The 12,178-nt window shown below is 71.2% G+C and carries 12 protein-coding genes and 1 pseudogene; 2 read left to right on the top strand and 11 right to left on the bottom strand.

Features of this window, described 5'->3' with window-relative positions; all coding sequences use genetic code 11:
• Positions 1-88: 88 nt before the first annotated feature.
• From RPX00_RS33105 to RPX00_RS33075, 7 genes and pseudogenes are all read right to left on the bottom strand, one after another.
• Positions 89-259: pseudogene (locus RPX00_RS33105) on the bottom strand (MarR family transcriptional regulator); the annotation flags it as partial.
• 301 nt (positions 260-560) lie between these two features.
• Positions 561-914, bottom strand: coding sequence for a 4Fe-4S binding protein (locus RPX00_RS33100; protein ID WP_406631277.1), 354 nt, complete (start codon positions 912-914; stop codon positions 561-563).
• Positions 911-2,494: an FAD-binding protein gene (locus RPX00_RS33095; protein WP_406631276.1), complete on the bottom strand. Its 1,584-nt coding sequence runs from the start codon at positions 2,492-2,494 to the stop codon at positions 911-913. Before RPX00_RS33095 ends, RPX00_RS33100 begins: the two co-directional genes overlap by 4 nt.
• A complete protein-coding gene (locus RPX00_RS33090) occupies positions 2,494-3,333 on the bottom strand; it encodes an ABC transporter permease (RefSeq protein ID WP_406631275.1) in 840 nt (279 codons plus the stop codon). Before RPX00_RS33090 ends, RPX00_RS33095 begins: the two co-directional genes overlap by 1 nt.
• Entirely contained in the window at positions 3,330-4,148 is an 819-nt protein-coding gene (locus RPX00_RS33085; RefSeq protein ID WP_406631274.1) for an ABC transporter ATP-binding protein, read from the bottom strand. Before RPX00_RS33085 ends, RPX00_RS33090 begins: the two co-directional genes overlap by 4 nt.
• Entirely contained in the window at positions 4,148-5,152 is a 1,005-nt protein-coding gene (locus tag RPX00_RS33080; RefSeq protein ID WP_406631273.1) for an ABC transporter substrate-binding protein, read from the bottom strand. Before RPX00_RS33080 ends, RPX00_RS33085 begins: the two co-directional genes overlap by 1 nt.
• Before the next feature lie 90 nt (positions 5,153-5,242).
• The gene (locus RPX00_RS33075) at positions 5,243-5,326 is read right to left on the bottom strand and encodes a putative leader peptide (protein ID WP_378303159.1); all 84 of its coding nucleotides are present in this window, start codon (positions 5,324-5,326) and stop codon (positions 5,243-5,245) included.
• 174 nt (positions 5,327-5,500) lie between these two features.
• Between RPX00_RS33075 and RPX00_RS33070 the strand changes: the two genes are divergently transcribed.
• Positions 5,501-6,430 (top strand): TauD/TfdA dioxygenase family protein, encoded by a 930-nt coding sequence (locus RPX00_RS33070; RefSeq protein ID WP_406631272.1) that lies wholly within the window; start codon positions 5,501-5,503, stop codon positions 6,428-6,430.
• On the opposite strand, the gene RPX00_RS33065 is transcribed toward RPX00_RS33070, so the two are convergent.
• Complete coding sequence (locus RPX00_RS33065; RefSeq protein WP_406631271.1) at positions 6,427-7,377, bottom strand: amidohydrolase family protein; 951 nt, start codon at positions 7,375-7,377, stop codon at positions 6,427-6,429. The two genes, RPX00_RS33070 and RPX00_RS33065, sit on opposite strands and share 4 nt — an antisense overlap.
• A gap of 73 nt (positions 7,378-7,450) precedes the next feature.
• Here RPX00_RS33065 and RPX00_RS33060 point away from each other — a divergent pair, with 73 nt between their 5' ends.
• Positions 7,451-8,212 carry a helix-turn-helix domain-containing protein gene (locus RPX00_RS33060; RefSeq protein ID WP_406631270.1) on the top strand — a complete coding sequence of 254 codons (762 nt, stop codon included), beginning with the start codon at positions 7,451-7,453 and terminating at the stop codon, positions 8,210-8,212.
• 5 nt (positions 8,213-8,217) lie between these two features.
• On the opposite strand, the gene RPX00_RS33055 is transcribed toward RPX00_RS33060, so the two are convergent.
• The 3 genes from RPX00_RS33055 to RPX00_RS33045 form a co-directional block, all read right to left on the bottom strand.
• On the bottom strand, positions 8,218-9,444 hold the full coding sequence (locus tag RPX00_RS33055) for a DUF6236 family protein (RefSeq protein WP_406631269.1): 1,227 nt from the start codon (positions 9,442-9,444) through the stop codon (positions 8,218-8,220).
• Between the two features lie 38 nt (positions 9,445-9,482).
• The gene (locus RPX00_RS33050; RefSeq protein ID WP_406631268.1) at positions 9,483-10,925 is read right to left on the bottom strand and encodes a hypothetical protein; all 1,443 of its coding nucleotides are present in this window, start codon (positions 10,923-10,925) and stop codon (positions 9,483-9,485) included.
• Between the two features lie 127 nt (positions 10,926-11,052).
• Positions 11,053-12,060, bottom strand: a complete 1,008-nt coding sequence (locus RPX00_RS33045; RefSeq protein WP_406631267.1) for an alpha/beta hydrolase — start codon at positions 12,058-12,060, stop codon at positions 11,053-11,055.
• Positions 12,061-12,178 lie beyond the last annotated feature (118 nt).

Genomic DNA, 12,178 nt, shown 5'->3' with positions numbered 1-12,178 from the left:
CGAACACCGCGTGCCGGTCGGCGGCGATGGCGAGTTCGGTCCGGGGCCGCCCGGCCGTGCGGCGATCCAGCGGCCTTTCCGCCGGACGGGCGGAGAGCAGGCCGAGATCGGCGAGGCTCGCGCACTGACGGCTGACCCCGGCCGGGCTGATCCCGGTGAGTTCGGCGATCGCGTCGCGGGCCAGGGGGCCGTGCGCGAGAACGGCGCGGAGGACGGCCGCGGCGGGGGTGAGGCTTGCCGTGAGAACACTCGTTGTTATCGCTCAGCTCCCGCCTCTTCAGGTCCGTGAAGGACTCCTTGAGGGAATCTGATTCCCTCAAGGCCCCCTTCACGGACAGCAACCCGGTGCCGGGGGCTTGAGGTGCGTGGTCCCGCGTCTGCTGGATGTCCGCCTGGCCGGATCCCAAGGTCCGTGAGGGGAACCCCGAGGGAATCAGGGGCGGTGAGGGTGGCCCTCACGGACGACCAAACCCGCTCCCGCCTCGACGGCATCCGGGGCACCGCCGCAAGTTCCTGGGCCGGGGAACCCAAGTCCGTGAAGGGGCCCTTCACGGACCGCATCAGCTGGTGATCGGGTCCGCGCCGGGGCGCAGCGGCGGACCGATCGCCCGGCTGGACGCCGGTACCCGCCCCTTCCCCCACCCGATCCGCTCCCGGTAACTGCCCAGCAATCCGCCGACCGCCAGCAGATCGGCGTCCTTCGCCGAAGCACCGTCCGGTTCCGGGGTGGTGCGGGGCGACACGAACAGCGCGTCGACCGGGCAGTTCGCCTCGCACTGGAAACACGTCTGGCAGTCGTCGTGCCTGCTGATCACCGGGATGCCGTCCGCGCCGCGCTCGAAGACGTTGGTCGGGCACACCGTGATGCATTTGTCGCAGGCGATGCAACGCTGCGCGGACACCAGTTCGATCATGACGCCGCCTCGACCTCGGCGACCGTCCTTTCCGGACGGACCCAGACCGTGTCCAGGCCGCCGGTGTGCAGCCGATGCCGCTGGGCCGGGTCCGGAGAAGGGAAGTCGAGCCGTTTCGCCATGCCCCGGGTCTCGGTGCGAGCGAGCGCCGAGCGGTACATCCACCGGGCGTGCGCGGCCATCGCCGCCGCCTGGCGGGTGCGGACGGACAGCTCGCCGGTGCCGCCCAGCGACGCGCGCAGTTCGGTCCAGACGTCGTCGAGCGCGGCTAGCGCCGGGGTCAGCACCTTGCCGTGCCGCAGGTAGTTCTTGTCGTAGGGCAAGACTTCGCGCTGGACCGCAGCGATCACCTCGCGGTGGTCGCCGCCGCCGGGGCCGCTCGGCCGGAGTCCGGCCTCGCCGAGCGCGAGCGTCCGGCGAGTGCCGGCGCGGGAGCCCAGCGACCGCGCGTAGCGGGCGGCGCCCCGTCCGGCCCAGGTGCCCGACGAGATCGCCCAGGCCGCGTTGTGGCTGCCCCCGCCGGTGAAGCCGCCGCAGATCAGTTCGCGCGTGGCCGCGTCGCCCGCCGCGTACAGGCCGGGGACGGTGGTGGCGCAGTCGTCCGAGACGATCCGGATGCCGCCCGTTCCGCGGACCGTGCCCTCGGCGATCAGGGTGATCGGGAACTTCTCGGCGAACGGGTCGATCCCCATCCGGTCGAAGGCTAGGAAGAAGTTCGGCTGCGCCAGCCGCATCGCCGCGCGGGCCTGTTCGTCGGCCCGGTCGAGGCGGCAGAACACCCTGCCGCGCAACAGTTCCCGTGCGATCGGCGAACGCCGGACTCCGCTGGCGCCCTCGAGCACGCTGCCGTCGGCCCGGAAGAAGGTGGCGAAGTGGTAGAACGCGGTCTTGGTGACCGAGGTGCCTTCCGGCGCGATGCCGTAGGCGTTCGAGAACTCCATCCCGGACAGCTCGGCCCCGGCTTCGGCGGCGAACAGCGCGCCGTCGCCGGTGTTGACGTCGCAGCCCAGCGCCTTCGACAGGAACGCGCACCCGCCGGTGGCCAGCACGACCGCGCCGGCCCGCACCCGGTAATTCTGCCGGCCCTGCCGCTGGTAGCCGGCCGCGCCCGCCACCGCCCCGGACGGATCGGCGAGCAATTCGGTCACCGGGCTGTGGTCGAGCACCCGCACCCCGGCGCGGCGGACCAGGATCCGCATCCGCCGCAGGTACTCCGGGCCGTGCAGCCCGTTGCGGAGCTGGCGGCCGTCCGGACCGGTGGGAAACGGGAACCGGGCGGCGACCGCGAGTTCGTTGACCCGCTCGTAGGTCTCGTCCAGCACCCTGGCCGCCCAGCGCCGGTCGGCGAGCCTGCCGCCGAGTTCCTCGCGGGAGTCCATCGCCGCCTCGCGCGCGGCCGGGTCCGGCGGCACGTACCAGACGCCGGTGCCCGCCGCGGCCGTCGCGCCGCTGGTGCCGCAGTAGCCCTTGTCCGCCAGGACGACGTCCGCGCCGTCCCGGGCCGCGTGCAGCGCCGCCCACGTCGCGGCCGGGCCGCCGCCCGCCACGAACACGTCGGCCGTCAACTCGAGCGTATCCATCAGGCGGTCCCTTCCGTGCGCCAGGACGTGAAGCGCCGTTCGACGGTCACGAGCAGCTGGTTGAACGCGACGCCCAGAACGGAGATCGCGACGATTCCCGCGTACATCTGCGGAATGGCGAAGTTGTACTGCGAGAAGTTGATCAGGTAGCCGAGCCCGGCCTTCGCGCCGACCATCTCCGCCGCGATCACGACGACGATCGCCGCCGCCCCGGCCAGCCGGATCCCGGTGAAGATCGTGGGCACCGACGCCGGCAGCACCACCTTGGCGAACAGCGCCAGCGGCGGCAGGTCCAGCGAGCGGGCCAGCTTCAGCAGGGTCGGGTCGACCGACCGCACCGCGCTGATCGTGTTGAGCAGGATCGGCCAGGTGCAGGCGTAGAAGACGATGGCGATCTTCGAGGTCTCGCCGATGCCGAGGATCAGCACGAACACCGGCAGCAGCGCCAGCGCCGCGGTGTTGAGAAAGACCTGCACCAGCGGGGTCAGCACGTCCGAAACCGGTTTGTACCAGCCGATCAGCACGCCGAGCGGCACCGCGGCGGCGACCGCGAGGGCGAACCCCGCCAGCGAGCGCGTCAGACTGGCCCCGGCGTTGGCGGCGAGCTGCCCGTTGCCCGCCAGGTCCGCCAGCGCGCCGAGGACGGTGTGGAACGGCGGCAGGAACACCGGATCCACCAGACCCACCAGCGGGGCGATCTCCCACAGCGCGAGCAGCAGGATCAGCGCGATGCTCTTCACGAAGACCGCTTGGACCCGGACCCGCCCGGCGCGCGGCCGGGCCGCGGCGGGTTCGGCCCGCGCAGTCCTCGCGGTGTCCGGAACAGTGGTGACGCTCATGCTCCGACAGCCTCCTTCTCCAGTTCGTGCGCCCGGGCCACCTCGTCGTGCAGCAGTTCCCAGATCGCGTGCCGGTACCGGGCGAACTCGCCGGTCGAGCGGACGTCCGCCACGTCGTCGCGCCGCGGCAGGCCGATGTCGACCACGCTTTTCACCCGGCCCGGCCGCGACGTCAGCACCACGACGCGCTCGCCCAGATAGACCGCCTCGTCGATGCTGTGAGTGATGAACAAGACGGTTTTGCCGGTGCGCCGCCAGATGCGCAGCAGCTCGTCCTGGAGCGATTCCCGGGTCTGCGCGTCCAGCGCCGCGAACGGCTCGTCCATCAGCAGCACGTCCGGGTCGTAGGCGAGGCTGCGGGCGATCGCGACGCGCTGCTTCATGCCGCCGGACAGCTCGTGCGGATGCCGGTCGGCGAACTCCAGCAGGCCGACGAGATCGAGGTACTCGCGCGCCCGCCGCGCCCGGTCTGCCCGGCGCACGCCGGTCGCCTCCAGCCCGAATTCGACGTTGCCCTGCGCGGTGCGCCACGGCAGCAGCGCGTACTGCTGGAACACGATCCCGCGGTCCCGGCCGGGGCCGCGCACCGGAACGCCGTCGAGTTCGATCCGGCCGGCGTCCGGTTCGGCGAGCCCGCCGAGGAGGTCGAGCAGGGTGGATTTCCCGCAGCCGCTCGGGCCGACGATCACCGCGAACTCGCCCGCCCGGATGTCCAGGTCGATCCCCGAGAGCGCGGTCACCCCGCCGCCGGAACCCCGGACCGGGAAGGTCTTGCCGACTCCGGCGAACCGGATCCCGCTGTGCGCCGCGCTCATCACTGGCCCTTCGCGTACGAGTTGAACTTGTTGGCATACAGGTCGCCCGCCTTGACCGAGCCCGGCCGGATGTCCCCGCGCCCGCCCAGCCAGTCGATCCACAGCTGCAGTTCCTTGTCGGTGATCACGCCGCCCTGGTCGGCGACGCCCCACGACTTCCAGTACTTCAGCGGGTCGGGGTTCTCGTTGCGGTTGCGGCCCTTGACGATCTTCGTGAACCGCTCGACCACCTGCTCGCGCGGCGTGGTCTTGGTCCACTCGATGGCTTTGGCGACACCGCTGACGAACGTGCGCACGGTTTCCGGATTGCGTTCGATGAAGTCCTTTCGCAGCACGTAGGTCCCGGCGGTGAACGCGCCGAGCAGCTGGTAATCGGTGAACAGCGGGCGGATGCCGCCGCGCGCGAGCGCCTTGTCGCGCAGGATGCCGCTCAGCACGGCCACGTCGATGTTCCCCTGGCGCAGCGACTGTTCGGTGTTGACCGGGGGCAGCGCGACCGGTTCCGCCTTGGCGATGTCCTCTTTGGACAGACCGCTGCGCTGGAGGTAGATGTCGAGCATCGCCTCGGAATGCGCGCCGAGGGTGTTCATCCCGATCTTCTTGCCCGCCAGGTCGCGCGGGCCGCGAATCGGGCTGTTCTCCAGCACGTAAAAGCCGTTGAATTCCAGTTTGTCCACCCCGTAATAACCGAGCACCGAGGTGATCGGCGCCCCGGCCGCGGCGAGTTTGACGACCGCTCCGTTGAACGCGCCGCCGAAGTCCACCTGCCCGGTCGCCGCGGACTGGATGTCCTGCGGCCCGCTGATCGTGTCGCCCACCCACTGCAGCGTGACGTCGTTGAGATAGCCCAGGTCGGCGGCGAGTTCGGGCGGCGTCACCTGGCCCGCCCAGCCCTGGTAGCGCAGGGTTTTCGTGGTGCCGCCGCTCGCCGTGCCGCAGCCGACCGCGGTCGCCGCTACCCCCGCGAGGGTCAGTCCAAGAAATCGCCTTCGGCTCGTGGTCACGGTGGCACGTCCTTTTTCTAAACGGGGAAAGGGGAGCGTCGAATTCGCGCACGCGGAGGACGGCGGACGCGTTTCGCCCGCCGGGGAAGATCAGCGGGAACCGGAACAGACCGCGCTGGCCTGACGCCGGAGATCGACGTGCAGGCGGGCGGTCAGGGCCGGGTCCGGGGACATGCGGATCAGGCTGTCAGCGGGAAATGCGCCGGGCAACGACGTCCCACATCCCGGACTCCGGCCCGCTGCCCGGAATCTGGGACGAATTTGGTTCACCGTGAACGCAATCTTGCCCCGCGGGTTCGCGGGCGCCCAGTCTGGAAACCAGCCGAGCACACCGAACGGGAGCAACCGATGACCCTCACGGACACAGTCCAGCCCACGCGCATCGCCGTGCACCAGACCGGCGCCCACATCGGCGCCCGGATCGACGGAGTCCGGCTCGGCGGGGACCTGCCCGCCGAGACCGTCGCGCAGATCCGCGAAGCCCTGCTGGCGCACAAGGTGATCTTCTTCCGCGAGCAGCACCACCTCGACGACGAGGGGCAGCAGGCGTTCGCGCGGCGGCTCGGCGGGCTCACCCAGCCGCATCCGACCGTCCGCAGCACCGGGCTGGGGAACATCCTGCCGATCGACGCCCAGCACGGAAAGGCCAACAGCTGGCATTCCGACGTCACGTTCGTCGACCGGATCCCGGCGATCAGCCTGCTGCGCGCCGTCACCATCCCCGCCTACGGCGGCAGCACGACGTGGGCGAACACCGCGGCCGCGTACGCCAAGCTGCCCCCGTCGCTGCAGGCGCTGGCGGACCGGCTCTGGGCGGTGCACACCAACGCGCACGACTACGCCGGCCGCGCCGACGAATACCGCGTCGGCGGGGTCGACGTGAAAGAACAGTCCTATCGCGACGAATTCCGGTCCGAGGTATACGAAACGGAACATCCGGTGGTCCGGGTCCACCCGGAGACCGGCGAACGCGTGCTGCTTCTCGGGCATTTCGTCAAACGCCTGGTCGGGTTGCCGAGCACCGAATCGGCGGCGATTTTCGAACTGCTCCAGTCGCGCGTCACCCGGCTGGAGAACACCGTGCGCTGGCAATGGGCTCCCGGCGACCTCGCGATCTGGGACAACCGGGCCACCCAGCATTACGGCGTCGCCGATTACGACGAGCTTCCGCGCCGCCTGCACCGGGTGACCGTCGCCGGGGACGTGCCGGTCAGCGTGGACGGGGTGCGCAGCACCGCGCGAGCAGGCGACGCGGCGGAGTACTCGCCGCTGCCCTAGCCAGCGATTTTCAGGCGCGGGAAAAGCGCGCTGGCATTGCCGGAGTCGATAGCACGGCTCTGTTCGTGAGTGAGTCCGCTTTCGGTGTCGAGGATCTCGGTGAACCGGGTGCCCACTTGTGCTGGCGCGTAAGGGAAATCGCTGCCGTACAGGATCCGCGCCGGGTCGGCGAACCGGGCGAGCGCACCGAAGGCGTACTCCCCGGACGACAACGCCGTGTCCCAGTAGAAACTGCGGAACCGGGCCAGCAGTTCGTCCGCAGTGGGTCCGGCAGGCTCCAGCGCCGCCTGCACCTGGCAGAACCGCAGTGCCGCGTAGGGCACGAAACCGCCCGCGTGCGAAAGGATGATGCGCACGTTCGGGTACCGTTCGGTGATCCCGTGGATCACCATGTGCACCGCGTTGCGGGTGGTGTCGAAGGGATAATCGACCAGCGGTCCCGGCACGTCCGGCAGCAGCGGGAGAAGCGGGTGCGCGGGGTGGATGAACACCACCGCGCGACGGCGGTCCAGCGTCTCCCACAGCAGGGTGTAGCGGTCGTCGCCCAGGTAGACGCCGTCGTAGTTCGAGAGCAGCACCACGCCGTCGGCGCGCAGCTGATCGAAGGCGTAGTCGACTTCGGCGACCGCGCCTTCGACGTCAGGCAGCGGGAGGGTCGCGAAGTTCCCGAACCGGTCCGGCCGTTCCCGCACCAGTTCGGCGGTGTACTCGTTGATCCGGCGCGCCATCTCCCGGCGCGCCGCGCCCTGCCAGCCCGCCACGCCGGGCGCGGTCAGCGACAGTACGCTCGTGACGATGCCGTTGGCGTCCATGAACTTCAGGTGGTCGTCCGGCGTCCACGGCGGCAGCGTCCAGCCCGACGGGTCGCCGCCGTGCTGTGCGAGAGCCTCGCCCCAGAACGGAGGGACCAGGTGGGTGTGGACGTCGATGCGTTCGTGATCGGTCATGCCTCCACCGTCCCGCGCCGGTTCCGGGCGCGGGAGGGAAGGATCCGATCCCCCTCCCCCGGAGCCCGCGCTGATGGCGCGCGACCCCCGGCTCACGCAGCTCGGCGCCTTCCTGCACGCCCGTCGCGACGAGGTCCCGCCGCCCGCCGGCGCGGACCCGGGACGCCGCCAGGTGCCCGGCCTCCGGCGCGGCGAGGTGGCGGCGCGGGCCTTCATCAGCGACGAGTACTACACGAGGATCGAGCAGGGCCGCGTCCTGCCGAGCACCGACGTGGTCCGCCGCGTCGCCGCCGCGCTCGGGCTCGACGCCGACCAGACCCGCTACGCGCTGGATCTCCTCGCCGCCCCCGACGCCCCTCCGGAGCACCCCGAGCCGAGCGATCCGCTGCGCCGCCTCGTCGACCGGATGGGCGAGGTGCCCGCGGTCCTGGTCGGACCGGCCACCTTGGTCCTGGCCTGGAACCCCGCCGCCGCCCGGCTGCTGACCGACTTCGGCGCGGTCCCGCCGCAGCGGCGCCGGTACGTGCAGCTGCTGTTCGCCGATCCCGTGCTGCAGAGCCGTTTCCCGGACCTGGAAGCCATGCGGCGCACGGTGATCGGCATCGTGCGCGCAAGCACCCCGGGCGCGCCCGGCGGAGACTGGCTCGACGACCTGCTCCGCACGAACCCCGAGTTCGCGACCCTGTGGGAACGCAACGACGTCGTGCGGCCGCACACCTGCCTCCGGATCCGGCTCCGGCTGCCGGACGGGACCGAGGAGACGGTGGACCAGGTGGTGCTGCAGGTGGTGGACGATCCCCATCAGCGGCTGATCACGTTCGTCCCGGCCGGGTAGCTTCGTCAGCGGATCCGGTCGCTCACCCGGCGAAACGCCCGCCGGGCGCCCGCCACCGCCTCCCCCGGCGTCAGTTCCCGCTTCAGCCCCAGCAGATACCCCGTCGGATGGCCCTCCACGAGCTTCCCCCGCTGCGAAAACGCCCGGGCAGCCGCCCCAACGAAACACCCGGCCGCGGCGCCGGCGACCGTGATCGAGCCGGGCACCCCCGCCGCCGTCAGCAGAGACGCGAGCAATGCCGGCGGGGTAAGCGTCTGCGCGCTGAGCACCGCGCGAACCGGTTGCAGGCCCAAGCGGCGGATCTCCCGTTCGGTGGCCGCGGTCCGCCGGTTCACCTCCGCTTCGACCAGCGAACTCAGGCGAGCCGCCCGGACTTCCGGATCCGGCGCGGCGGCGACTTCGGCGAAGGTCTCGGACAGCGAGTCGAGGAATTCCCGGTACGCGATCAGTTCCGGGAGGAGCCGCTCGCGGGCCTCGACGACGCGGGACACCGGCACGTGCTCCAGCCCGCCCGGGAGCACGGTCGCCAGGGCCAGGATGGTGAAGGCCTGTTCGACGTCGAGATCGTCCCGCGGCGGCTCCGGGCTGTCGTCGAGCAGCACCTCCGCCAGCGCGTCGATGGTCCAGCCGGTGACCGCGACCTGAGCGGCCGGCCGGTCGGTCACGGTGGCCATCCGGTTCCGCTCGGCGATGTCTCCGGCGAGCACGGCCAGGTAGACCGCCGAAAGGGTGCGGTGCATGGCCATCACGGCGGCGGCCTGCTCCTGGCCGTCGCTCGGTCGGCGCCAGACGTACTCGTACACGACGAGCAGCCCCGCGTCGCGAAGCCGGCGGGTCAGGTCCCAGGACATCTTGGACGGCGCGACCTTCGTCAGCTTCGGGTGCAGGTCCCTTGGCTCGATCGGCTCGGCGGTCACCTGCCCGTCCGGCGGGAGTTCGATCCCCGCCGCGCGCAGGCCGTAGCGGGGCAGCAGTTCGTCGAGGTGGGCGTCGAGGAACCGGTACATCAGGTCGTCGATGCGCTGGTACCCGCCGCGGTACAGCCCGGGATCGATGTCGACGATGAAGTCCGTGCTGTCCCGCAGCGCCTGCTCGGTTTCCGAAGTCTCCTGGAAGTACGGGGAGGCGGCCGGGAGCAACCGCGCGATCTTCGGCCAGTGCAGGGCGGCGGCCTTCAACCACGTCTCGTCGCGGAAGTGGATGTACGGGTGATACAACGCGATGTCGCTCACCGGGACAGTGTGCTCCATCCGCCGCTTGATCGGGCCGATTATCCGCCTTGGCAGCCGGGCGGAACACAGTCGTCGGGATGGTTGCCGGAGATGGTGTCGTGGTCCAGCGTCACCGTGTTGCCGGAGCCGAGATGCAGCCCGCCGCCGCTGGCCGCCGTGTTCCCGGTGATGACGCTGTCGGCCAGGGTGTGCGCCACCGTGTCCTGGACGCTGGACACCGCGAGGCCGCCGCCGTTGCCGCCCGCGACGTTGTCGGCGATCCGGACCCCGGTGATCCGGAAGTGCGCGGGCGGGCGCTTCCGCATGCTGTGCAGCCCGACGCCGCCGCCGTCCTGCCCGCTGACGTTGCGGGTGATCAGGCCGCCGGTGACGGTCAGTTCGCCGATGTGGTCGTAGACCCCGCCGCCCGATCCGGGGGTCCCCGGCCGGACGGTCCCGGGCGAGCCGGTGCGGTTGTCGGCGATCTCGGTGCCGTTGAGGGCCGTCGCGCCCGCGCCGGTCCAGATCCCGCCGCCGTTGCCGGCGTTTCCGTCGTAGCCGCGAGTGGTGCCGGAGCCGCCCGCGCCCGCGCCGCCGGAACTGTTGCGGCACACCGTGCTGGTGGCGAACGTGGTGTCGCCCGCGACGTATGCGCCGCCGCCGCTTCCGCCCGGACCGCCATGACCAGCGGATCCGCTCGGAGAGCCGCCGACCGGCCCGCCGACCCCGCCGTCGCCCGCAGTGTTGCGGCACACGGTGCTGTCGAGGACCGTCGTGCTGCGGGTGCTCCAGATCCCGCCGCCGTCGCCGCCGTGCGCCCAGTTGTCCCCTTCGGTGCCCGGGGCCGCCGTGCTGTCCCCGCCGCGGCCGGTCCGGTTACCGCTGACGTCGGTGTGCTTGACCGTCAAGGTGCCTTGGCGGACCGCGATTCCCCCGCCATTGCCGCCGGAGCCGGGGAAACCGCCCGTGCCGACCCTGGCCCAGGGACCGCCGCTGCCGGTGACGTTGCCGCTGACCGTGCTGTCGGTGATCGACACCGTGCCGCCCTGGCTGAACACCCCGCCCCCGGAGCCGCCGTCGGTACCGGGCGGACCGTCTCCGGTGGAATTGCCGGTGACCGTCACGCGGGTCAGGGCCAGTGCGCCGGTATTGAGAATGCCGCCGCCGTCTTCTCCCGGTCCGGTGTGCCCGCCGGTTACGGAAAGATCGGAGATCGACACTCCGGCCGCCTCGGTGCGCAGAATCCGGAATGGCGCGGCGGTCAGGGAGCGGGAAAGGGTGGCGTGACGGCCGTTGACCGTCGTTGGCGCGGTAATCGCGGGAAGTGCGGTGGTGAGCTGGTAGGTGCAGCTTTCGGCGAGGTCGAGCGAAGTGCCTGGATGCGCGTTGGCGGCCTTGATAGCGGCGGTGAGGCTGGCTTCGCTGCACGGAACCGGGGTGGCGGTCGACACTGACAGAACTCCGGCGGCGAGCACAGTCGAACTCAGCATGACCATCAGCACGGCTTGTCCCCTTTGCCCGGTGAAACCGACGGCGTCGATTTCACCGGGCAAAGGCGGAATGACGAAAGGGTTCGGCAGGGAATTGGGCCAAGTGGCGCAGGTAAACTGTCGCGAGTTGCTGGGGTTTTTATTGTTCGCGATCAGGTTCGCTAATGACCGGCCGTTGCCGCACGGCCCGGTCCAGCAGCCGCTGAAGCCAAGCCTCCCGGGCCGCCACGCAAGCCTCGGCCAGCGCCGATCCCGGTGCCAGGTCGTAGAACCCGTGGAACGCCCCGCCCCACACGTGCAGTTCGGCCTCGCCGCCCGCGGCCCAGATCGCGCTCGCGAACGCGACGTCCTCGTCCCGGAACACCTCCGCCGCGCCGACGTCGACGAAGGTCGGCGGCAGCCCGCTCAGGTCCGTCGCCCGCGCCGCCGCCGCGTAGGGCGAGACGTCGGCGGTTCCCCGGCGGTCGCCGAGGACTGCCGTCCAGGCCGTGCGGTTGCTGGTCCGGTCCCAGACTCCGACGCCGTCGTACTGGCGCGACGACACCGTTTCGTCGCGATCGTCGATCATCGGGCACTGCAGCAGCAGTCCGAGCAGCGCCGGGCCGCCGCGGTCGCGGGCCAGCAACGCGGTTCCGGCGGCGAGGCCTCCCCCGCCGCTGCCGCCGAACAGCACCAGGCGAGCGGGGTCGAACCGCAGGGCGCCGGCGTTGGCGGCCATCCACCGCAGGCCCGCGTAGCAGTCCTCGACCGGCACGGGATCCGGATGTTCCGGCGCCAGCCGGAACTCGGCGGTGACGGCGACCGCGTCGTGCTTCAGGACCCAGTCGATCAGCGGGCCCGCGGCGGCGAACCGGTCTCCCATGACCATTCCGCCGCCGTGGAGGTGGTAGATCCCGGGGCCCGGCGTCTCGTGGTCCCGGTGCGAAAGGACCGAGACCTCGATCTCCGCGCCTCCGTAACCAGCGATCGTGTGGTGTGCACAGTGGACCGGACGGTCGCCGATTTGTTCTTCGATACTCGGGAAAGGCAGCTTCCGGTACCGCTCCAGCTGGTCGGCCGTCATGCCGAGCGGTACCCGGCCGTCGAGGGTCGACAGTGCTTCGGCGAGTTCCGGGTCGAACGGGGGACGCGGCAAGTCCTGCGTCATGAATGCTCCTGGAAGTCATCGTCCCCTTTCGCGCGCGAAAGGGGAAAGCGGTGGGAGAAAAGCGAAAGCCAGGGCATTCGTCGGCCGGTACGCCGCCGAAACCCGGCGGCTAGCTTCT

Origin of the sequence: Amycolatopsis sp. WGS_07 (assembly GCF_045278895.1) — a bacterium.
In the GTDB taxonomy this organism is placed as follows: Bacteria; Actinomycetota; Actinomycetes; order Mycobacteriales; family Pseudonocardiaceae; genus Amycolatopsis.
The sequence above is the reverse complement of the archived record's forward strand: the minus strand, read 5'-3'. Positions and strand labels throughout refer to the sequence as shown.